Source organism: Methyloversatilis sp. RAC08 (genome assembly GCF_001713355.1).
Classification (GTDB): domain Bacteria; phylum Pseudomonadota; class Gammaproteobacteria; order Burkholderiales; family Rhodocyclaceae; genus Methyloversatilis.
This window is the reverse complement of the sequence record NZ_CP016448.1, coordinates 293,257-315,993: the sequence shown is the minus strand read 5'-3', so window position 1 is coordinate 315,993 and position 22,737 is coordinate 293,257. Positions and strand designations below refer to the sequence as shown.

Annotated in this window: 16 protein-coding genes; 10 read left to right on the top strand and 6 right to left on the bottom strand. The window is 65.9% G+C overall.

Annotation, left to right across the window (positions count from 1 at the left end):
- Position 1: 1 nt before the first annotated feature.
- Positions 2–1,138, top strand: coding sequence for a cell division protein ZapE (gene zapE, locus BSY238_RS01470; RefSeq protein ID WP_069037589.1), 1,137 nt, complete (start codon positions 2–4; stop codon positions 1,136–1,138).
- Between the two features lie 373 nt (positions 1,139–1,511).
- Here zapE and BSY238_RS01465 read toward each other — a convergent pair whose 3' ends face one another.
- Positions 1,512–3,137: a hypothetical protein gene (locus BSY238_RS01465; protein ID WP_069037588.1), complete on the bottom strand. Its 1,626-nt coding sequence runs from the start codon at positions 3,135–3,137 to the stop codon at positions 1,512–1,514.
- A gap of 134 nt (positions 3,138–3,271) precedes the next feature.
- Here BSY238_RS01465 and BSY238_RS01460 point away from each other — a divergent pair, with 134 nt between their 5' ends.
- The 3 genes from BSY238_RS01460 to BSY238_RS01450 all read left to right on the top strand — a co-directional run bounded on the left by BSY238_RS01460 (position 3,272) and on the right by BSY238_RS01450 (position 5,278).
- Entirely contained in the window at positions 3,272–3,748 is a 477-nt protein-coding gene (locus BSY238_RS01460) for a cyclic nucleotide-binding domain-containing protein (protein WP_069037587.1), read from the top strand.
- 10 nt (positions 3,749–3,758) lie between these two features.
- The gene (locus BSY238_RS01455) at positions 3,759–4,877 is read left to right on the top strand and encodes an AI-2E family transporter (protein WP_069037586.1); all 1,119 of its coding nucleotides are present in this window, start codon (positions 3,759–3,761) and stop codon (positions 4,875–4,877) included.
- Positions 4,878–4,945: 68 nt separating this feature from the next.
- Complete coding sequence (locus BSY238_RS01450; RefSeq protein ID WP_069037585.1) at positions 4,946–5,278, top strand: hypothetical protein; 333 nt, start codon at positions 4,946–4,948, stop codon at positions 5,276–5,278.
- Between the two features lie 41 nt (positions 5,279–5,319).
- Here the strand turns inward: BSY238_RS01450 and BSY238_RS01445 are convergent, their stop codons facing one another.
- Both BSY238_RS01445 and BSY238_RS01440 read right to left on the bottom strand, forming a co-directional pair.
- Positions 5,320–7,545, bottom strand: a complete 2,226-nt coding sequence (locus BSY238_RS01445) for an SLC26A/SulP transporter family protein (protein ID WP_069037584.1) — start codon at positions 7,543–7,545, stop codon at positions 5,320–5,322.
- 156 nt (positions 7,546–7,701) lie between these two features.
- Positions 7,702–10,884, bottom strand: a complete 3,183-nt coding sequence (locus BSY238_RS01440; RefSeq protein WP_150123855.1) for an error-prone DNA polymerase — start codon at positions 10,882–10,884, stop codon at positions 7,702–7,704.
- A gap of 623 nt (positions 10,885–11,507) precedes the next feature.
- On the opposite strand from BSY238_RS01440, the gene BSY238_RS01435 reads away from it, so the two are divergent.
- The 3 genes from BSY238_RS01435 to BSY238_RS01425 all read left to right on the top strand — a co-directional run bounded on the left by BSY238_RS01435 (position 11,508) and on the right by BSY238_RS01425 (position 16,377).
- A complete protein-coding gene (locus BSY238_RS01435) occupies positions 11,508–13,430 on the top strand; it encodes a PrkA family serine protein kinase (protein ID WP_069037582.1) in 1,923 nt (640 codons plus the stop codon).
- A gap of 65 nt (positions 13,431–13,495) precedes the next feature.
- Positions 13,496–14,767 carry a YeaH/YhbH family protein gene (locus BSY238_RS01430; protein WP_069037581.1) on the top strand — a complete coding sequence of 424 codons (1,272 nt, stop codon included), beginning with the start codon at positions 13,496–13,498 and terminating at the stop codon, positions 14,765–14,767.
- Positions 14,764–16,377 carry a SpoVR family protein gene (locus BSY238_RS01425; protein WP_069037580.1) on the top strand — a complete coding sequence of 538 codons (1,614 nt, stop codon included), beginning with the start codon at positions 14,764–14,766 and terminating at the stop codon, positions 16,375–16,377. Before BSY238_RS01430 ends, BSY238_RS01425 begins: the two co-directional genes overlap by 4 nt.
- 10 nt (positions 16,378–16,387) lie before the next feature.
- On the opposite strand, the gene BSY238_RS01420 is transcribed toward BSY238_RS01425, so the two are convergent.
- Complete coding sequence (locus BSY238_RS01420) at positions 16,388–16,780, bottom strand: winged helix-turn-helix domain-containing protein (protein ID WP_069037579.1); 393 nt, start codon at positions 16,778–16,780, stop codon at positions 16,388–16,390.
- Positions 16,781–16,924: 144 nt separating this feature from the next.
- Between BSY238_RS01420 and modA the strand changes: the two genes are divergently transcribed.
- Genes modA through BSY238_RS01405 form a run of 3 tightly spaced genes read left to right on the top strand, consistent with a single transcriptional unit; the run spans position 16,925 to position 19,575 of the window.
- Complete coding sequence (gene modA / locus BSY238_RS01415) at positions 16,925–17,710, top strand: molybdate ABC transporter substrate-binding protein (protein ID WP_223300224.1); 786 nt, start codon at positions 16,925–16,927, stop codon at positions 17,708–17,710.
- A gap of 57 nt (positions 17,711–17,767) precedes the next feature.
- Positions 17,768–18,433, top strand: a complete 666-nt coding sequence (gene modB / locus BSY238_RS01410; protein WP_069037578.1) for a molybdate ABC transporter permease subunit — start codon at positions 17,768–17,770, stop codon at positions 18,431–18,433.
- Positions 18,430–19,575 (top strand): ABC transporter ATP-binding protein, encoded by a 1,146-nt coding sequence (locus BSY238_RS01405; RefSeq protein WP_069037577.1) that lies wholly within the window; start codon positions 18,430–18,432, stop codon positions 19,573–19,575. Before modB ends, BSY238_RS01405 begins: the two co-directional genes overlap by 4 nt.
- A 14-nt stretch (positions 19,576–19,589) precedes the next feature.
- On the opposite strand, the gene BSY238_RS01400 is transcribed toward BSY238_RS01405, so the two are convergent.
- Positions 19,590–19,979 carry a hypothetical protein gene (locus BSY238_RS01400; protein WP_069037576.1) on the bottom strand — a complete coding sequence of 130 codons (390 nt, stop codon included), beginning with the start codon at positions 19,977–19,979 and terminating at the stop codon, positions 19,590–19,592.
- A gap of 182 nt (positions 19,980–20,161) precedes the next feature.
- Entirely contained in the window at positions 20,162–22,729 is a 2,568-nt protein-coding gene (mutS, locus tag BSY238_RS01395) for a DNA mismatch repair protein MutS (RefSeq protein ID WP_069037575.1), read from the bottom strand.
- Positions 22,730–22,737: the final 8 nt, after the last annotated feature.

The following is a 22,737-nucleotide window of genomic DNA, read 5'->3' as shown; positions in this document are numbered from 1 at the left end:
GATGCCGCACGAAATTCTCCAGGTGCCCGAACGGGGCATGATGGACGCCTTCGAGGCGGCACTCAAAACGCACGGCTACCAGGCCGACGCGTCGCAGCGCGCCGCCGCCCTGAGGCTGCAGCAGCTCTACACCGAACTGCTCGGTTTCAAGGCGGCGCGCCGGACCCAGCTGCGCAAGCTGCTGTCGCGCGCGCAGCCGCCGCGTGGCGTCTATTTCTGGGGCGGCGTCGGTCGCGGCAAGAGCTTCCTGATGGATTGCTTCTTCGACGCCGTGCCCTATCGACGCAAGCGTCGCGTGCATTTCCACGCCTTCATGCAGCAGGTGCACGCCGCACTGAAACAGCACAAGTCGGAGTCCGATCCACTGGCCCGGGTGGCCGATGATCTTGCGCAGTCCGCCCGGCTGCTGTGCTTCGACGAATTCCACGTGTCCGACATCGCCGACGCGATGATTCTCGGCCGACTGGTCGAAGCACTGTTCGAGCGTGGCGTGGTGCTGGTCGCCACGTCCAACTATCCACCCGACGGCCTGTACCCGAACGGGCTGCAGCGGCAGAACTTCCTGCCCACCATCGAACTGCTGAAGAAGAAGCTCGAAGTGTTCGAACTCGATGCCGGCATTGACTACCGGCTGCGCTCGCTCGAACGCATGGACATCTACATGGTGCCCAACGGTGCCGACGCCGACCGGCGGCTGGAAGCGGATTTCCGCGAGCTGTGCGGCGAGCCATCTTCCGACGGCACGCTGGACATCCTCGGTCGCACGCTGAAGACGCACGCCTGTTCGCTCGGCGCGGTCTGGTTCGACTTCCAGGAGATCTGCGGCGGTCCGCGTTCGCAGAACGACTACCTCGAACTGGCACGTCGCTTCCACTCCTTCGTCCTGTCCGACGTGCCGAAGATGAGTCGCGAAAAGTCCAACGAGGCGCGCCGCTTCACGTGGCTGGTCGACGTGCTGTATGACTTCCGGGTCAAGCTCATCCTGTCGGCCGAAGTCGAGGCACACCTGCTGTATACCGACGGCCCGAATGCCAACGAATTCACCCGTACGGTCAGCCGCCTGATCGAAATGCGCACGCGCGAATACCTCGCGTCGCCGCACCGGGTGGATTTCGCCGGCGGCACTGCCGGCATTTAACCCGTATTGCCGCCGCTACGGAAGCGGCGGCGGTGGCAGCGGCAGTCGCAGGAGGTTGTGGGAGCGGCTCCTGTGGGAGCGGCGCCTGTGGGAGCGGCGGCCTCGCCGCGATGCGCGCGCTGATCATCGACCATCGCTGCACTGATCGCGGCGAGGCCGCCGCTCCCACAGCAAGCTCCCACAGCAAGCTCCCACAGCAAGCTCCCACAGCAAGCTCCCACAGCAAGCTCCCACAGCAAGCTCCCACAGCAAGCTCCCACAGCAAGCTCCCACAGCAAGCTCCCACAGCAAGCTCCCACAGCAAGCTCCCACGGGCAGCGCCGGTCAGGCCGCGTCGGCACGCTCCGTGCGGACGATGAATCGTGCCCTTGTGCTACGCGCTGCGCAGGTGCAGCGCGCGGGCGATCAGGATGGCGCTGACCGGCATGAGCACGGCGATGGCGACCACGGTCAGCAGCAGTGATGTGAGGTCGCTGTAGTTCGCAGCGGTCACCACAGCACCGGTTGCCGGGTCCTTGACTTCGCGCGCCAGCGTGAAGATCTGATTCAGATATTTGGTGCCGAGCTGACTGGCCGACAGCGCCAGATTGGTGAACGATGCCATCACCGCGAAGAAGGTCGCCTTCAGATGGGCCGGTGCCGAATTGGCGATCCAGGCCAGCATCGGAATCATCGAAATCTGGCCCAGCGGCGACTCGAGCGCGGTGTCGATCACCGCGATGAAGCGCGCATCCACAACGCCGCCGGTCACGCTTGCCGTCCACTCGTGCAGGCCCATGCTCATGCCCAGCGTGGGCAGCGATAGCACGAAGCTGGCCGCAGTCAGAAAACCCACGACGTACAGGATGGACCGCTCGGCCATGAAGCGGCGGAACAGGAACATGCCGATCAGCGTCAGCGAGCTGGCGATCAGCGACAGCACCGAAAAGAAGGCCTGGTCGAAGCCCAACACGTCGATCGACCACCACGACACACCCGGACCGGTACCCGGGGTCGCGCGGAACATGAAAATGACCAGCGCGGTGCCGATCAGCGTGTTGCGTGCCGTGGTGTCCAGTTCACGCGTGAGCTTCGCCATCAGGAAGGCGATGATGATGAACGATCCGACGAAGATGATTTCCTGGTTCCACTTCAGGTTCGACAGCCCCATCGTCAGCGTGAAGGCCACGAAAGCCGCACTGCCGCCGATGATCCACCAGTTGGGTGCGGTGTTGCCGTCCGGGTCGCGCAGCAGCGCCGCCGCTTCGGCGCGCGACAGGCCGCGCGCCATGTGCGCCCGCATGTGACGCATCTTGAGCAGCGCCGCGAAGGCGACCCCGGCCACCGACACCGCCGGAATGACCAGCGCCATCAGGTAGATGTCGCGATACAGCAGCACCTTTTCCGCTTCCGGCAGCGCTTCGGTGCCGGAGAACAGATACAGGTTCACCAGTGCCACCAGCACGCTGCCGCCGATGATGGCAACCCGGCCGAGCGTCTGCATCGTGGTGTGCATCAGCTTGAGGCGTGCGGGCGTGACCGGCGTGCCGTCGTCCTCGACGTGCGGTACCGCCTCGACCGTCATCGCATCGGCCACCGCGTCCTGCAGCACGTAGCCGATAGGGCTGAGCAGCGCGCTCAGCACGAACCAGGTGTTGATAGGCAGGATGGCGGCCATCGCATCGCGTTCGGCGATCAGCCCGGCCATGATCAGCAGGCTGGCGGCGATGATGCTCGCGCCCAGATAGATCAGCAGGCTCTTGTAGCGCCAGACCAGATCGACCAGATGGCCCATCGGGATCTTCAGCGCCCACGGAATGCCGACCCAGAAACCCAGTGCGGCGAGAAACTCCGCCGACAGACCGAGGTAGTCCTTGACGAAAAAGGTGCCGACGATGCCGGTCAGGCCCTGGATGCCGGCCGCCATGTAGACCATCAGCGGCGGCAGGTAGGAGAGGCGCATGTCGCGCCCGAGCGACAGGATGTTGAGGTCTATCCAGTGCAGCAGTCGGGATGTCATGTCTGTAATTGTCTTTATGGCCGTGCCTGTGACCGGCAAGGATAGGGGGAATTCCGCGCCCGGCGTACTTTTGCGCGCACAAAACTCGGTATGCTGCGGCGTTGAGGTCCACGCCCCACCCGACGGAGTCCGACGTGCGCTTGTTTGGCCGCCATGATGCACACGAAGCGCCGCATCCGCTGCGCCAGATCAAGCTGTTTTCGACCTTGAACCGACGAGAAATGCCGGTGGTGCAGGCGCTGCGCCACGAACGCAGCTATCTCGCCGGCGAGGTGGTGTTCGACGAAGGCGACGAGGGCGAGGCCATCTACGCCATCGTGTCGGGCGAAGTCGAAATCCTGCGCCATGACGGCGAGCGCCAGCAGCGTCTGGCCGTGCTGGGCGCCGGCGAGGTGTTCGGCGAACTGGCGCTGCTCGATCAGGCGCCGCGCGCTGCGCAGGCCCGCGCCACGGCCGACTGCGTGCTGGTGGTGTTCTTTCGCGCCGACTTCATGAACCTGCTGGAAACGCACCCGAAGATCGCGTCGAAGATCGCGCTGTCGCTGGCGCGCCATCTCGGCAGCCGGCTGCGCCAGGCCAATGCCGGTCAGCGGCAGGACGGTCATCTGTGAGCGCCCGGGCATGAGGCGGCTGCGACCGTCCGGTGCCGGGCCGCTGGCCTGGTGCGGCATCCTGCTGGCCACCACACTGGCGCTCTATCTGTTCCAGCAGGTGCTGTGGCTGGTGCTGCCCTTCCTGTTCGGGCTCATCGCCTACTATTTTCTTGCCTACCCGATGCAGCGGCTGATGTTCGCCGGCCTGTCGCAGGAATCGGCTGCCAACATCACGGTGGGCGTGTTCGCGCTGCTGCTGGTCGGCGCCTTCGCCTTCATGCTGCCGCGCTTTGCCGCGCAGGCGGTCGGCGTGCAGGAAACCGGCATGCGCTATCTGCAGGGCGGTCTGCTGCTGCTCGACCAGACCCTGCGAGCGCTGGAGCAACAGTCCCGTTTCATGCGCGATGCGCATGTCGCCGATGCCGTGTCGTCCTACATCGCAGCGGCCGGCGAGGGGTTTGCGCAGAACCGCCTGCCGTCGCTGATGATGTCGGTCGCCGCCTGGCTCCCGTCGATGCTGCTCGCGCCTTTCCTTGCCTACTTCTTCCTGCGCGACGGCCGCCGCTTCCAGCGCTTTCTTGCGCGCGCGGTGCCCAACGCCTACTTCGAGCGCACGCTGCACCTACTGTACGAGGTCGACCGCACGACGCGCGCCTATTTCCAGGGTCTGGTCAAGCTGACCGTGCTCGATGCGGTCTGTCTGGCCGCCGGCCTGTGGGTCATCGGACTGTCGTCGCCACTGACGCTGGGCATCATCACCGCGGTGCTGGCGTGGATCCCGTTCGTCGGCTCGGTCATCGGCTGCGCACTGGTGGTCATGGTCGCCGCGACCGATTTCCCCGGTTCGCCATCGATCGCCTACGCGTCGATCGGCCTGTTCATCCTGGTGCGCCTGCTCGATGACTTCATCTTCATGCCGCTGACCATCGGTCGCAGCCTGCGCATGCATCCGCTGATCACCGTGCTGATGATTTTCGTCGGCGGTGCCGTGGCAGGCGTGGCCGGTCTGCTGCTGGTGCTGCCGGTGCTCGGCGTCATCATGGTGATCGGCGAAACGCTGAGCATCGTGGCGTCCGACCCGCGCCTGCGCGCGCGTCATGCGCACGCCCGCCGTCTGCGCTGGCAGGCGGTCACGCGCGATCTCTGATCGCCTGCACACCTTCCGTCCTCCGACCCCGCTTGCTAGTATGACGATCGGGTTTATGGAGGAGCGACATGAAAAGGTATGCCACCAGACCGACGGTCGAAGGCGCCGCGGACGCCCCGGCTGACGGCTCACCGGTCGCGCAGCTCAAGCACCTGCTCGATGTGCCGGCCGAAGCCTGCTTTCTCGGCTTCGCGCTGACGCACGACGCCACCGGCGACTACCTTTGCCTGGCACCCGATCGGTCGCAGGTGACGCTGTGCAGCTGGTCAGCCGCGCCCGACAAGGCGGTTTTCTTCCGCAACTGGTCCGACACGCTGCAGGCTGCGGCAGCCCGCCCCGAGGCCGGCATCGTGCTCATCTTCGATGTCGGCGACGCGCTGCTGGTGTTTCCGGCACGCTAGCTCCGGACAGGGCCGTGACGCCATCACATCGTGTCAGCCGCTCAGTGTGGTCTCATGTAGCCGTGCAGCCGTATCGTCGTGTCGCGCAGCCGCTGCGCCAGCGTGCGGGCCAGATTGGCGTACAACAGATTGGCAATCTGCGGATGCTGTATCTGCAACTGTTCGAGCGCGGTGCGTTCCAGCACCAGACATTCGACCGTCGTGTCGGCGATTGCATCGGCTGTGCGCGGCTGATTTTCGATCAGCCCCATTTCCCCGACCACCAGACCGGCGCTCAGGCAGGCGATGCGTATCCGCGGCGTGCCGGCATCGCCAGCCCGCAGGATGCTGACGCTTCCCGCTTGCAGCACATACATCGCATCGCTGGCATCACCGGCGCGAAACAGCACGTCTCCGCGCAGGAAAAGTCTGCGCTGCATCAGGCTTTCCAGCGTGGCGGCCTGGTCTGCGCTCATGCCTGCGCACACATCGAGATGCCGCAGCGTCGTGGCCGAGTCGAGTCTGCGCGTTGCCATCCCCGACTCCAGCACCTGGTTTTCCGCCCACTCGAGCGCTGCATCGGCGTTGGCGAACCATCGCTTGCGTGGCAGTACCTGCGCCAATCCGCTGCTGGCCAGAAAGGTCGCTCGCGCACCGGCCGGATCGAGACCGGCCAGCGCGAGTCGCGTGTGACGGATACGCAGGCGCGCCGCCATGCGCGACAGTACCTGTGCGGCCGACAGGTCGATATCGATCAGCCGGGAACAATCGAGCACGATGAAGCGGGCATCGGCCAGGCGTGTTTCGATGACTTCTTCGAGTTCCTCGGCGGTGCCGAAGAACAGCAATCCCTCAAGCTCGACCAGTGCGTAGCGCGTTGATTGCGACCCCAGCCTGATCTGCTGCCAGGCCGGCCTGACCTGCAGGCTGGACGCGACCGAGCCATCGGCGACGCGCCGGACGATGCTTTTGCTGTGATCGCGTGCGAAGAGGAACATGGCGCCCACCAGTCCGGCCGACACCGCCTCCAGCAGACCGACGAACGCTGCCACCAGCGTGACCAATGCACTGACGGCCAGATTCGACATCAGCCGCCGTTCCGGCAATGATCGGCCGCGCAGGCAGTCGCGCACTGCATGCATGCTCCAGCGATCGGCCACGCCGGCGGACAGCAGCACCAGGCCGGCGCCGATGGTCGAGTGTGGAAGCATGGCCAGCATGTCGAGACCGAACAGCCACAGCAGTGCGATGAGCAGGGCGTAGCACAGCGCCGGAACCCGGGTTCGTCCGCCCGCCGCAAAGGCCGCATTGGCGCGCGATACGGCACCCGCAGCCGGCAGTGCGCCGGCCGCGGCGAGGGCAAGATTGGCACCACCGATTGCGGCAAGCTCGCGTCGGCTGTCGTGCCGGCTGTGGGTCAGCGTGTCGAGCCGGTTGGCGGCAAACAGGGTTTCCAGTGCCGAAACCAGCGCGATGGCGACGCAGGAGCCGCCAAGCACGCGCAGCCAGTCTCCCGGGCCGTGCAGCGCCAATGCTTCCGGCAGGTGCAGCAGGTGGTCGAAGCTGAGCCGGGTGTCGGCCAGCGAGCCCAGTGTCAGGCCCATAGCCATGCCGCGTGAGGCGAGTGCGTGGTGCAGCAAAGCGCCGACACACAGCAGCACGGGCAGGAAAGGCCGCTCCGGCCAGCGTTGCTGCAGCACGAAGCCGGGCAGCACGATGACTGCCGCCACCAGCGCCGGGCCGGGGGACAGATGCCAGGTGCCGCCCTGCATGAAAACCAGCTTGAGCCCGCCGAGCAGCATCAGCAGCGCGACGCCGTTGAAGAACCCGGCCTGTACCGGATAGGGGATGTAGCGCACGAAGCGACCCCAGCCGGCGGCTGCGGTCGTCAGCTGCAGCAGGGCGGCGCCGGCCAGTGCCAGGCCCATCAGGATGAGTGCGCCATCCTGATGCGGTATACCGGGCAGCCAGTTGGCTTTGATCAGCGTATGTCCGATCAGGGCCGACACAATGAGCGCCAGCGCCGGTCGCGCACCGTGTATCTGTCCGACCCGGCTGCCCAGCGACAGCGCGACCAGCGTGCCCAGCATGCCCGCGAGCATGGCTGCTAGGATGCCGCGTCCTTCCATCGCCAGGCCCAGAGGCGCCAGGGCGAGCAGGCCGTAGCTGAGCTCGTTCGGGATGGAGCCGGCGGCAACGGTAATGCCGGCGCCGATCTCTCTTTGCCAGCGGCGCAGTCCAGCCGGCTGTGCTGCGTCGGGAACGGCGCTGGGCGGCGGCGTACTCATGTGAGGGTTTTCGTATTGTTGTTGACGTGAGCGGAAAGGACGCCTGCTGCCTGCCGTGTCGCAGCAAAAAACCCAATAACATCGCATCCGATTGTTTCACTTTCGCGACAAGGTGTCGTGTCCGGATTGATGCGCCCATGCAGACCTACGTTGGCTTCAATGAAAGTCCCGGCTGCGTGGCGTCAGTACGCCGAGCAGCGGCGAGCGGTCGACCAGCCGGCGGGCGATCAGGTGGATGACCTCGCCTTCGCGCGACACCTGGCCGTAGATGCCGAGCAGCGTGGCGCCGAGCACTTCGCTGCGCTGCCGCTCCTGCAGGTCCTTGTGCACGATGATGTTGGCCAGTCCGGTTTCGTCTTCGACGGTGACGAACATGACGCCGCTGGCCGTGCCGGGGCGCTGGCGGCAGGTGACGATGCCGGCGGTACGTGCCAGCGCACGGTCGGGCAGGCGGCGCAGTTCGGCCGCGGTGATGAAGCGCTGTGCGGCGAGCTGGCTGCGCAGCAGCGCCAGCGGGTGGCGGCCGAGCGTGAAGCCCAGGCTGGCGTAGTCGGCCACGATGTCCTCGCCTTCGCGCGGTGCGGCCAGCGCCAGCACCTTCTCGGTCACCGGTGCGTCGCGCAGCAGCGCGTCGGGCCGCCGTGCCGCCGACTGCCAGTGCGCCTGATGGCGGTTGCCGGCCAGTGACTGCAGTGCGCCGCCGCTGGCCAGACAGCCGAGCTGCCGGCGGTCCAGCCGGGCGCGGCGGGTCAGGTCGTCGATATCCGACAACGGCATCTGCGCACGTGCCGCCACGATGCGTCGCACCGCATCCTGCTCCATGCCCTTGACCATGCGCAGGCCGAGGCGGACACCCGCTGCCGCACCGTGCCTTTCCGCTTCAAGCACGCAGTCCCACTCGCTGACCGACACATCGGCCGGTCTGATGTCGACGCCGTGCGTACGGGCATCGGCGATCAGCTGCGCCGGCGCGTAGAAACCCATCGGCTGGCTGTTCAGCAGACCGCACAGGAAGGCGGCCGGGTGATGGCATTTGAGCCAGGAGGAGATGTACACCAGCAGCGCAAAGCTCGCGGCGTGCGATTCCGGAAAGCCATAGCCGGAAAAACCTTCGATCTGGCGGTAGATCTGCTCCGCGAAAGCCGGCGTGTAACCGTTCCCGAGCAGGCCATCGGTCAGTTTCTGCTGGAATTTTTCCATCGTGCCGCGCTGCCGCCAGGCGGCCATCGAACGACGCATCTGGTCGGCTTCGCCGGCGGTGAAACCGGCGGCGACCATGGCCAGCTGCATCACCTGCTCCTGGAAGATCGGCACGCCCAATGTGCGTTCGAGCACCGGCCGCAATGCGTCCGACGGATAGTCGATGCGCTCCGGCGGCAGGTGGCGGCGCGCCAGATAGGGATGCACCATGCCGCCCTGTATCGGCCCCGGCCGCACGATGGCGACCTGGATCACGAGATCGTAGTAGCGGCGCGGCCGCAGCCGCGGCAGCATGTTCATCTGTGCGCGCGACTCGACCTGGAACACGCCGGTCGACTCGCCCCGGCACAGCATGTCGTAGGTGGCCGGGTCTTCGTGCGGAATGTCGGCCAGGGTGCGCGGGGCGTTTCCCGCTGCGGCCGGATCCCCGTCTTCAAATGCCGCCAGCGCGTCAAGCGACTTGCGGATGGCGGTCAGCATGCCCAGCGCCAGCACGTCCACCTTCATCAGGCCGAGCGCTTCGAGGTCGTCCTTGTCCCACTGGATGACGCAGCGCCCGGCCATGCGGGCGTTTTCGATCGGCACCAGCCTTGAAAGCCGGCCGCGCGCGATGACGAAGCCGCCGACGTGCTGCGACAGGTGGCGCGGCGCGCCGATCAGTTCGTTCGACAATTCGAGCAGCAGCTGCACGCGCGGCGCTTCGGGCCGGAAGCCGGCTTCGAGCAGGCGGTCTTCGCGCACCCGGCCGCCGTCCCACCACATGTGGCCCTGGGTCAGGCGATCGAGCGCGTCATCGGTGTAGCCGAGTGCGCGGCCGACATCGCGCAGCGCCGAGCGCGGCCGGTAGGTGGTCAGGCTGGCGGCCAGGGCGGCACGGTCGCGGCCGTACTTGCCATAGATGTACTGGATGACCTCTTCGCGCCGTTCGTGCTCGAAGTCGACGTCGATGTCCGGCGCCTCGTTGCGTTCGCGCGAAATGAAGCGGCCGAACAGCATGTTGGCGCGCCACGGGTCGACTTCGGTCACGCCGATGCAGTAGCACACGGCCGAATTCGCGGCCGACCCGCGGCCCTGGCACAGGATGCCCTGCGTGCGCGCCCAGGCGACGATGTCGTACACGGTCAGGAAGTAGGGCTCGTATTCCAGTTCGGCGATCAGCGCGAGTTCGACTTCGATCTGTGCGCGCATCTCCCGCGCCTTGCGTGCGAAGGTGGCGTCGTCCAGCGTGACGATGCGACGGATCTGCGCACAGCGCTCGACGTAGCCGCGCTCGGTCAGTTCGCGCAGCCAGGAGGTGGTCGTATGGCCGGGCGGCGCGATTTCCTCCGGGTACTCGTAGCGCAGTTCGTCGAGCGAGAAATGGCAGCATGCGGCTACCTTCAGCGTTTCGGCCCGCAGTGTCGCGGGGTAGAGGCCAGCCAGCTTGTGCGGCAGGCGCAGGTGGCGCTCGCCGTTGGCGTACAGCGCGTAGCCGCAGTCGGCGAGCGTGCGCCCGAGTCGTATCGCCGTCATCGTGTCCTGCAGGCGGCGGCGCTTGCGCACATGCATGTGCACGTCGCCGGCGGCGCACAGCGGCAGCCCGCTGGCGGCGCTGATGGCCTGCAGCCGGTACAGCCGCGCGGCGTCGTCCGGACCGTGGTGCAGTTCGACGGCCAGCCAGGCACGTTCCGCAAAGCGCTGCTTCAGCCAGACGGCGTGCGCCGCCAGTGCAGCGTCCGTGTCGGGCAGGGGATCGCCGGGTACCAGCAGCGCGACGCAGCCGGGCAGGCCGTCGTCCAGATCGGCGCAGCTCAGGTGATAGCGGCCTTTCTCTGCCCGCATGCGACCGAGCGTGATCAGCTCCGACAGGTTGCCGTAACCGTCGCGGTCGCAGGCCAGCAGGACCAGCTTCGGTCCGTCGGCCAGCTGCAGTTCGCAGCCGATGATCAGCTTCATCCGTGGTTCGGGCAGATTTCGCCAGGCCAGATGGGCGCGAGCGGCGCCGGCCAGCGAACATTCGTCGGTGATGGCCAGCGCGGCATAGCCCAGCCCCGCGGCGCGCGTTACCAGTTCGTCCGGTGCGGAGGCGCCGCGCAGGAAGGTGAAGTGGCTCAGGCAATGCAGTTCGGCGTATTCGACGGGGGGGCGGGCATGGCGCATCGGCATTGATGGACGGGATCGTACAAATATACTGTAATTTAATACAGTATTCCGGGTGCGGCGAATCTCGTGCTGCGGCATCGGTCAGGCTGTCGTCTGGCACCTGGATGGTGCATGCCGGGCGCTGCCAGTGCATGGCGGCTTGCGGTGGATCGCAAGCCGTACGAGCCGCCGGCTACGTCTCCCCGCTGGCCCGTCGTGGTGACTTCCGCCTGCAAGCGGCGTGCTGCGAGGCTGTCCCCGACGCTGCCTGCCGGTCATCCGGCGCCGCTGCGCGCGACCGTGCCGGATACCCGACACGAACTGGACCGCTACTTGCTGAACACCGGTCAACGGTCTGGATTGCCGGCGCGTCAACCACCTGGAAAAGGAAGTGTGTCGCGCGCCGGTCGGGCCGCCCGGAATGGGGAACTTAGGGGGCGTCGCGACATCGACTCGTCAGGTGTTCCGGCGTCGCGCGGCACCGGCGTTCAATCGGATCAGAATGGTGATTGCAGTGCATATCGAACTTTGCGTACGCGCTGCCGTAGACCAAGCTGAAGGCAGGGCGAACGATAGTGCGCTGCGGGTTGCGCATGCCGGGCAACAGGTGTTTTGCAGGTCAACGGATTGTGGAGATCAACATGGACATCGTCAGTCATTTCGCCGCACGCTACGAACGCACGCGTGAGGAAGAGCTTTCGCTGGAAGAGTATCTGGCGGAGTGCAAACGTGACCCGCTGAGCTACGCCAGCGCGGCCGAGCGCATGCTGAAGGCGATCGGCGAACCGCAGACGGTCGATACGCGCAACGATCCGCGGCTGTCGCGGTTGTTTGCCAACAAGGTGATCAAGATCTATCCGGCCTTCGCCGAGTTCTACGGCATGGAAGACGCGATCGAGCAGGTCGTGAGCTACTTCCGCCACGCCGCCCAGGGGCTGGAAGAGAAGAAGCAGATTCTCTATCTGCTGGGGCCGGTCGGCGGCGGCAAGTCGTCGATTGCCGAGCGGCTGAAGTCGCTGATGCAGGAAGTGCCGTTCTATGCGATCAAGGGTTCGCCGGTGAATGATTCGCCGCTCGGACTGTTCGACGCGACCGAAGACGCTGCCATCCTGGAGAAGGAATACGGCATTCCGCGCCGCTATCTCAACCGCATCCTGTCGCCCTGGGCGGTCAAGCGGCTGGAGGAATTCGGCGGCGACATCCGCAAGTTCCGCGTGGTCAAGCGCTACCCGTCGGTGTTGAAGCAGGTCGGCATCGCCAAGACCGAGCCGGGCGACGAAAACAACCAGGACATTTCGAGCCTGGTCGGCAAGGTCGACATCCGCAAGCTGGAAACCTTCGCCCAGGACGACCCGGATGCCTACAGCTTTTCCGGCGGCCTGTGCCTGGCCAATCAGGGCCTGCTCGAATTCGTCGAAATGTTCAAGGCGCCGATCAAGGTGCTGCACCCGCTGCTGACCGCGACGCAGGAAGGCAACTTCAAGGGCACCGAAGGTTTCGGCGCGATCCCGTTCGATGGCGTCGTGCTGGCGCACTCGAACGAGAGCGAATGGAAGGCGTTCCGCAACAACAAGAACAACGAAGCCTTCCTCGACCGCATCTACATCGTCAAGGTGCCGTACTGCCTGCGCGTGTCGGAAGAAGTGAAGATCTACGAAAAGCTGCTGCGCGGCTCGTCGCTGGCCCAGGCCGTCTGCGCGCCGGGCACGCTGAAGATGATGGCGCAGTTCGCCACGCTGACCCGTCTGAAGGAGCCGGAAAATTCCAGCCTGTATTCGAAGATGCAGGTGTACGACGGCGAAAACCTGAAGGACACCGACCCGCGCGCCAAGAGCTATCAGGAGTACCGCGACTACGCCGGCGTGGACGAAGGCATGAGCGGCGTGTCGACCCGTTTCGCGTTCAAGATCATTTCCAAGGTGTTCAACTTCGACTCGACCGAAGTTGCCGCCAACCCGGTGCACCTGATGTATGTGCTGGAACAGCAGATCGAGCGCGAGCAGTTTCCGCAGGATGTCGAGCAGAAGTACATTTCGTTCATCAAGGAGCACCTGTCGCCGCGCTACGCCGAATTCATCGGCAAGGAAATCCAGACCGCCTATCTGGAAAGCTACAGCGAGTACGGCCAGAACATTTTCGACCGCTACGTCACCTACGCCGACTACTGGATACAGGACAGCGAGTACCGCGATACCGACACCGGCGAGGTGTTCGACCGAGCGTCGCTGAACGCCGAGCTGGAAAAGATAGAAAAGCCGGCCGGCATCAGCAACCCGAAGGATTTCCGCAACGAAATCGTCAATTTCGTGCTGCGTGCGCGGGCCAACAACGGCGGCAAGAATCCGGTGTGGAGCAGTTACGAGAAGCTGCGCACGGTGATCGAGAAGAAGATGTTCTCCAACACCGAAGAGCTGCTGCCGGTGATCAGCTTCAATGCCAAGGCGAGCGCCGACGATGCGAAGAAGCACGAAGATTTCGTCACCCGCATGGTGGACAAGGGCTATACCGCGAAGCAGGTCAGATTGCTGTGCGAGTGGTACCTGCGTGTGCGCAAGAGCTCGTGAGGGCGCCGGCGCAAAAAGGGCAAGGACGTAGATGTCGGATCGACTGACGGCTCGGAGAACACATCTTGCAGCAGATCATTGATCGACGGCTGGCCGGCAAGAACAAGTCCATCGGCAACCGCGAACGCTTCCTGCGCCGCCACAAGGAGCAGATCCGCGAGGCGGTGCGCCGGGCCGTGGAAGGGCGCGGCATCCGCGATATCGCGCAGGGCGAGGACATCCACATCCCGCGGCGCGACATCAGCGAGCCGGTGTTCGGTCATGGTCAGGGCGGCAAGCGCGAAATGGTGCACCCGGGCAACAAGGATTTCGTGCGCGGTGACCGGATCGAGCGGCCCAAGGGCGGGCAGGGCGGTGGCGGTGGCCAGGCGAGCGATTCCGGCGGCGGTGAGGACGACTTCGTGTTCCACCTGTCGAAGGAAGAGTTCATGCAGGTCTTCTTCGACGACCTCGCGCTGCCCAACCTGATCCGCACCACGCTGGCCGAAACGCCGGAATACAAGACGCACCGCGCCGGCTTTTCCAGCGACGGCACGCCGAACAACCTGCACGTCGTGCGTTCGATGCGCGGCGCCATCGGCCGGCGCATCGCGCTGGGCAGCGAGTCGCGGCGCGAACTGCACCGGCTCGAAGACCTGCTGGTCGAACTGCGTGCCCAGCCGGTCAGTGCAGAGCGGCTGCACGAAATCGAGCAGCTCGAAACCGACATCGCGGCGCTGCGCGCACGCATCGACCGGATTCCCTATCTCGACCCGATCGACCTGCGCTATCGCAGCCGGGTGCGCACGCCGGTGCCGACGGCCAAGGCGGTCATGTTCTGCGTGATGGACGTGTCCGGTTCGATGGACGAGGCGCGCAAGGATCTGGCCAAGCGCTTTTTCATCCTGCTCTATCTGTTCCTGACGCGGCACTACGAAAAGATCGACATCGTGTTCATCCGTCACCACACGCAGGCGCAGGAGGTGGACGAGCACGACTTCTTCCACGCCACCGAAACCGGCGGCACCGTGGTGTCGAGTGCGCTGGTGCTGATGGAAGAAATCATCCGCGCGCGCTACCCCCGCAACGAGTGGAACGTCTATGGCGCGCAGGCCAGCGACGGCGACAACTGGCACGACGACAGCCCGCGCTGCCGCCAGTTGCTGGAACACGGCATCCTGCCGCTGTGCCGTTACTTCGCCTACATCCAGGTGGTCGATCAGGAACAGAATCTGTGGCATGAGTACGCCTCGCTGGCGGAAGAATCCGACACCTTCGCGATGCGCAAGGCGAGCGAGGTCGACCAGATCTATCCGGTGTTCCGCGACCTGTTCAGGAAGGAAGGGGCGGCAAAATGAGCGACACCTTCAATCGTCGGCATGTCGGTCAGGCGGCCACGCCCGACGAGTACGGCGGTCGCCGTCCGCGCCCGCCGCTGCGCGTGCCGCTGCCGCCGACCGACAGACCGGCACAGACGCTGCCTGCGCCGAGTGACTGGACCTTCGACCTGATCGATCAGTATCACGCGGTGATCCGCTCGACGGCGCAGCGCTTCAGTCTCGACACCTATCCGAACCAGCTGGAAATCATCACCGCCGAACAGATGATGGACGCCTACGCGTCGGTCGGCATGCCGGTGAATTACCGGCACTGGAGCTACGGCAAGGAATTCATCAGCACCGAAAAGAACTACCGGCGCGGCCAGATGGGGCTGGCCTACGAAATCGTCATCAACAGCAATCCGTGCATCAGCTATCTGATGGAAGAGAACACGATGGCCATGCAGGCCCTCGTGATCGCGCACGCGGCATACGGGCACAACAGCTTCTTCAAGGGCAACTACCTGTTCCGCATGTGGACCGATGCGGGTTCGATCGTCGATTACCTCGTCTACGCGAAAAACTATGTCGCAGCCTGCGAGGAGCGGCACGGTGTCGATGCGGTCGAACTGCTGCTCGACAGCTGCCATGCGCTGATGAATTACGGCGTCGATCGCTATCGCCGTCCGGGCAAGCTGAGCCTGACGCAGGAACTCGAACGCGCGAAGGACCGCGAAGCGTATGCGCAGCAGCAGGTGAACGAAATCTGGCGCACCCTGCCGCCGAAGTCGGGCAAGGACGCCACGGAAAAGGAGCAGGCGCGCTTTCCGGCCGATCCGCAGGAAAACCTGCTGTATTTCATCGAGAAGAACGCGCCGCTGCTCGAACCCTGGCAGCGCGAAATCGTGCGCATCGTGCGCAAGATCGCGCAGTACTTCTACCCGCAGCGCCAGACCCAGGTGATGAACGAGGGCTGGGCCACGTTCTGGCACCACCACCTGCTGAACACCATGTACGACGACGGCTATCTCGAAGACGGCATCATGATCGAGTGGTTGAAGTCGCACACCAATGTGGTGTTCCAGCCGCCGGTCGATCACCCGGCCTACAGCGGCATGAATCCGTACGCGCTCGGCTTTGCCATGTACAGCGACATCAAGCGCATCTGCGAGGCACCGACCGACGAAGACCGTTACTGGTTTCCCGACATTGCCGGTCGCGACTGGCTGGAAACGCTCGACCATGCGATGCGCAATTTCAAGGACGAAAGCTTCATCGGCCAGTATCTGTCGCCGCGCGTCATGCGCAATTTCCGGCTGTTTTCCATCGTCGACGACGAGACCGATCCGACGCTGGAAGTGTCGGCCATCCACGACGAGGCCGGTTACCGCAGCCTGCGCGAAGCGATGTCGCGCCAGTACGATCTGGGTTCGCGCGAGCCGAACATCCAGGTGTGGTCAGTGAATCTGCGCGGTGACCGCTCGCTGATGCTGCGCCATACACAGCATAACGAGCGCCCGCTGCACGACAACGCCTACGAAGTGCTCAAGCACGTCGCCCGGCTGTGGGGCTTCCCGGTGCATCTGGAAAGCGTCGGGAGCCTGGGCAATGTGTCGCGTCGCTGGACGGTGGATCCGAGCACGCCCTGATCGGGGTGGTTCAGGAGTGCTCGCGCGGACCGGCACCGGGGCGGATCAGTGCCACCAGTTCGGGCAATCGACGTGCCGCGGCAACGCGCGCATCTTCCTCGATCGCCCGGTAGAGCGCGAGCACCTGTTTCCCGATCGGCGTGAGCCGGGCACCGCCGCCCGCCGTGCCGCCGCGCTGCTTGATGACCAGCGGTTCGACGAAATCCTTGTTCATCGCATCGACCAGAGACCAGATGCGCTGGTAGCTCATGCCCAGCCGGCGCCCGGTTTCGGCCAGCGAGCCGGTCGCGGCGATGCCCTGCAATACGTCCGCCTTGCCGGGGCCGATCGCGACGGCGTGCTTGATCTGCACGCGAAACCGCGTGCTGTGTTCGGGCGTATCGGGCGCGGCGTTCGTATTCATCGTTGATCGCCGTCCATCGGCATCGATGGACGAGCTGCGGGCAAAGTCATGCATGGACGGCCATGCACTGCATACGGTACTCGTTATACTCGGCAGACGATATCCATACGAATGTATATCGAACCGCGCGGAGGCGTATCGCCCGTGAAACCTTTTCGCCTGTTCCATCGCATCGTGCTGCTGTGCGTCGTCGCCTTGTCCGTCGCGTCGTTCGCGCGCGCCGCCGAGCCGCCGACCGTAGCGGCTGCGTCCGATCTGAAGTTTGCGATCGAGGAACTGGCCGCGCGTTTCGAGCGCGATACCGGCCACAGGTTGCGGCTGGTGTTCGGCTCGTCCGGCAATTTCTTCTCGCAGATCCGGCAGGGCGCACCGTTTCATCTGTTCATGTCGGCCGACGAAGATTTCGTGTTCAGGCTCGCCGAACTGGGACTCACCCGGGACCGCGGCCGGCTGTACGCCTACGGGCGGATAGGCCTGATGGTGCCCAGGGGCTCGCCGCTGAAGGCCGACGGCGAACTCAAGGATCTGGCGCTTGCGCTGCGCGACGGGCGGCTGAAGAAGTTCGCCATCGCCAATCCGGACCACGCGCCCTACGGTGCGCGGGCGAAGGAAGCGTTGCAGCACGCCGGACTGTGGGCCGACATCGAGCCCCGTCTCGTGCTGGGCGAAAACATTTCGCAGGCGGCCCAGTTCGCCACCTCCGGCTCGGGACAGGGCGGCATCATCGCGTTGTCGCTGGCCATGGCGCCGCAGGTGGGCGGGCTGGGCGAGTTCGCGCTGATCCCCGAAAGCTGGCATCGCAGGCTTGCGCAACGCATGGTGCTGCTGCGCGATGCGCCGCCTGCCGCGCGAGCCTTCTACGAATACCTGGCGACGCCAGCGGCGCAGGACGTCATGCGTCGCTACGGTTTCGAAATGCCGAAGGAGTGAACATGCGTGCGCCACGGTGGCCGACGCCGGCTTGCCGATCCGGAAACAGGGGTTGATATGGACTGGCAGGCATTTTCGCTGTCGATCGAACTTGCAGTGGTGACGCTGCTCGTGCTGCTGCCTTTCGGCGTGCTGGCCGGGCGCTGGCTGGCGCGCACGCACTTTGCCGGCAAGGCCTGGATCGAAGCCTTCGTCGTGCTGCCGCTGGTGCTGCCGCCGACCGTGCTCGGTTATTACCTTCTGGTGTCGCTGGGCGCCGGCTCGCCGCTGGGCCGCTGGCTGCTCGACAGCTTCGATGTCAGGCTGACGTTCAACTTTGCCGGCCTGCTGATCGCCTCGCTGGTATTCAACATTCCATTCATCGTGCAGCCGGTGCAGCGCGCCTTCGAGGCGATACCGCAAAACCTCGCCGAAGCGGCGTCGGTCTGCGGGCTGAGCGGCTGGCAGACCTTCTGGCGCGTCGAACTGCCGCTGGCCTGGCCGGGCATCCTGTCGGCGATGGTGCTCACCTTTGTGCACACACTGGGCGAATTCGGCGTCGTGCTGATGATGGGCGGTAGCATTCCGGGCGAAACCAGGACGGTGGCCATCGCCATCTACGATCGCGTGCAGTCGTTCGACCTCGCGGGTGCCGACCGCATGGCGCTGCTGCTGCTGCTGCTGTCGCTCGGCGCGGTCGCGGCGTCGTTCTTCGCATCGGCCAGACTGGTGGCCAGACGATGAGCGACCGGCGCGACGCACCGCGCAGCTTGCGCGTCGAGGTCGACCAGACTGAACCGATGCCGCTGCGCGGCCGCTTCGAGTGTGCGGCGGGCGAACTGCTGTCACTGGTCGGTCCGTCGGGCGCCGGCAAGACATCGATGCTGCGCGTTCTGGCCGGACTGATGCGCCCGCAGCGCGGCCGCGTCGAGATCGGGGATCAGGTGTGGTGCGACAGCGAACAGGGCATCTTTCTGCCGCCGCAGCGCCGGCATGTCGGACTGGTGTTCCAGAACTACGCGCTGATGCCGCATCTGAGTGCGGCCGACAACGTCGCGCTATCCATGCTTCATCTGCCGGCGGCCGAGCGCGACGCGCAGGCCCGGCGCTGGCTCGACCATGTGCACCTGTCGAGCGAACAGCAACAGCGGCGGCCAGCAGCGCTGTCCGGTGGCCAGCAGCAGCGCGTGGCGGTGGCGCGTGCGCTGGCCCGCGAACCTAAGCTGCTGCTGCTCGACGAACCCTTCTCGGCGGTCGATCAGATGAGTCGGCAAGGGCTTTACCGCCTGCTTGCCCAGTTGCGCAGCGATCTCGACATCCCGATCCTGCTGGTGACGCATGACCTGAACGAGGCGCGCCTGCTGGCCGACCGTCTGGTAGTGATGGATGCTGGCGCGGTATTGCAGGAAGGGCCGCCCGAGCACATCCATCGCGCGCCACGCAATGCGCGCGTGGCCGATCTGGTGGGCATGCATAACCGTTTTCAGGGCGTCTGGATGGGGCCTTCGGGTCGCGCCGGCTGGGGCCTGCTCAAGTGGGTGACGGCATCCGCTGTCGAAGGCGAAGACATGCTGCTCGAAGTGCGCGACAAGGGAAAGATCAAGCCGGGGCAACCCGTGAACTGGGTCGTGCCGGGTGACGGCATTCTGCTCGGCGCCGATGGCAACGGTCAGGCACTGGACGCACGGGTCAGCGACGCCCGCCATCTGGGCGAAATCACGCTGGCATCGCTGACGCTGGAGCGCAATCCGCAGATCAGTCTGCGCATCACGCTGGCCGGGCCGCAGCGCCAGCGCATCGGCAACGGCGACCGGCTGGCCGTGCGTCTGGATCCCGCCCTGGTGCACGTGATGCCGCTGCATCCGCGTCCTCAGGTGGCGCCCTAGCGCGGCGGCGAGGCTCAGGCCGCCGGCTCGGGCTTGCGCGGCAGCAGCATGCGCGCGATCGCGCTCGCCGCCAGCCCCATCAGCAGGAAGCCGATGGCACCGATCAACCACACGCCCCACACGATGGCGCTCAGCCAGCCGGTCAGGTCGGGAATCTGCTGCAGCGACGCCTGTATCGTCGGCCCCCAGTCGAGCAGGGTCTGTCGCGCCGATTCCAGCCAACCCTCTGGCAGCCAGGGTGCCAGCCACACCGGCGGCTGCAGGCTCACCACCCAGCCGGGCCAGGTCGCCAGCGTGTCGGCATTCCAGCCCGGCCACGTGAGCACGGCGTCGGCCGTCCAGGTCAGCAAGGTCCAGAAGCCCAGCAGCAGGGCGGTGATGATCCAGATGATCGCGTAGGTCATGGGGTCCTTTGTGCTTCTGCAGGCAGTTTCGTCAGATGGTGTGGGTCTGTGGGAGCGGCGGCCTGTGGGAGCGGCGGCCTCGCCGCGATCAGAGCAGCGATGATCGTTGATCAGCGTGCCGATCGCGGCGGGGCCGCCGCTCCCACAAAACCGGCTCCGCTCCCACAAAACCTGCGCCGAGCTCAATCTTCACGCACCAGCTTCTTCAGTGCGTACAGCGCATCGAGTGCTTCGCGCGGGCTCAGGCTGTCGGGGTCGAGCGCGGCCAGCGCATCGACCGCGGCATGCGTCGGCGGTTCCGGCGGCGGGGCGGCGGGGGCGAACAGATCGGCCTGCGGACCGGCGCTGATGCGGCTTGCTTCGAGCTGCTGCAGTGCGCGCCGCGCGTCGCGGATCACGGTACCGGGTACACCGGCGAGCGCCGCCACTTCAATGCCGTAGGACTGCGACGCCGGACCCTCCTCGATTGCGTGCAGGAACACGATGCGCTTGCCGTGTTCGACCGCGTCCAGATGCATGTTGGCGCAGCTTGCGTGGGTCTGCGCGAGCTGCGTCAATTCGAAGTAGTGAGTGGCGAACAGCGTCCAGCTGCGGTTGCGCGTCAGCAGGTGGCGGGCGATGGACTGGGCGAGTGCGACGCCATCGAAGGTCGAGGTGCCGCGGCCGATTTCGTCCATCAGCACCAGGCTGCGCTCGGTCGCCCCGTGCAGGATGCCGGCCGCCTCGGTCATTTCGACCATGAAGGTCGAACGGCCGGAGGCCAGATCGTCGGATGCGCCTATGCGCGTGTGAATGGCGTCCAGCGGACCGAGCCGTGCCGACTGCGCCGGCACCGGACAGCCGCAGTGCGCCATCAGCGCGATCAGTGCGACCTGCCGCATATAGGTCGATTTGCCGCCCATGTTCGGGCCGGTGATCAGCAGCATGCGCCGCGCGTCATGCAGGGCGGTGTCATTGGCGATGAAGCTGTCGACCTGGCGTTCGACCACCGGGTGGCGGCCGCGCGTGATCGTGATTTCCGGTTCGTCGACGAACTGCGGCCGACAGTAGTCATGGCGCTGCGCGGCGCGCGCGAAGGCGAGCAGGCCGTCGAGCTGCGCCAGCGCACGGGCGATGTCGCCGAGCGCCGGCAGATCCGGGGCGAGCGCGTCGAGCAGTTGTTCGTACAGATGCTTTTCGCGCGAGGTGGCGCGCTCCGCGGCCGACAGCGCGCGGTCCTCGAAGGTTTTCAGCTCGGGCGTGATGTAGCGCTCGGCGTTCTTCAGCGTCTGCCGGCGCCGGTAGTCATCCGGGATGCGTTCGACGTGGGCGTTCGTCACTTCTATGTAGAAGCCATGCACCCGGTTGTATTCGACCTTGAGGTTGGCGATGCCGGTTCGGCTGCGCTCGCGCGCTTCCAGTGCTAGCAGGAATTCGCCGCAGTTGTCCTGCAGCCCGCGCAGTTCGTCGAGTTCGGCGTCGAATCCGGCGCGCATGACGCGACCGTCGCGCAGCTGCGAAGCCGGCTCGTCCATGATGGCGCGGGCGAGCAGGGCATGGGCGTCGAGCGGCTGCGCCAGCGTGGCGCGGGCGTCATCGAGCAGGCCGCCATCGGGCGGCACGGCGACAGCGATGTCGCCCAGCCGCGCCAGACTTTCGCGCAAACTCGACAGATCGCGTGGCCGCGCGGTGCGCAGCGCGATGCGCGCGCCGATGCGTTCGATGTCGGCCAGCCCGCGCAGCACCTCGTGCAATGAGTCGGCGGTGGTGTCGGTCCGCAGCGCATCGACCGCCTGATGCCTCGCCTCGGCCTGTGCGCGTTCGCGCAGCGGATGGTGCAGGCAGCGGCGCAGCCAGCGCGAGCCCATCGACGTGGCGCAGGTGTCGAGCAGCGACAGGAGCGTGGGTGAGGTTTCGCCGCGCAGCGTTTCGGTCAGTTCGAGATTGCGCCGGGTGGCCGCATCCATGCGCAGCCACGCGGAATCGTGTTCGACCGCCAGTGTCGTCACATGCGACAGCGCGCGCTGCTGCGTGGCCTGGGCGTAACTGAACAGCGCACCGCAGGCGGCCAGCGCGATCGGCACCTCGACCACGTCGAAGGCGGCGAGGTCGCGACTGCCGAAGTGCTCGCACAGCAGGCGCGTGGCTTCGCCCGCGTCGAACTGCCAGGCGCTGCGCGACGTGACGGCCCAGCTGCCCTCCGGCGCCGTGCCGCTGTCGGCCACCAGCAATTCGGCCGGGCGCAGCCGGTCGAGCAGCGACGGCAGCACATTGGTGGCGACTTCGGTCAGCTTCAGTTCGCCGCTGGCCAGATTCAGCCAGGCCACACCGGCCCGGGCGCGCTCGACATGCAGCGCCATCAGCAGCGAATCGGCGCGCTCGTCGAGCAGGCTGGCATCGGTCAGCGTGCCCGGCGTGACGATGCGCGCGATGGCGCGCTCGACCGGGCCTTTCGAGGTGGCCGGATCGCCGATCTGTTCGACGATGACCACCGATTCGCCCAGCTTCACCAGCCGCGCCAGATACTGTTCGACCGCGTGAAAGGGCACGCCAGCCATCGGAATCGGCTGTCCGGCCGACTGGCCGCGGTGGGTCTGCGTGATGTCGAGCAGGCGCGCGGCGCGGATCGCGTCCTCGAAGAACAGCTCGTAGAAATCCCCCATCCGGTAGAACACCAGCAGATCGGGGTGTTGCCGCTTGAAGCCGAGATACTGCTGCATCATCGGTGTGTGCGACGGATCAATCCTGGGCAAGCCGGTCGATGAGTTCATGGTCTGCG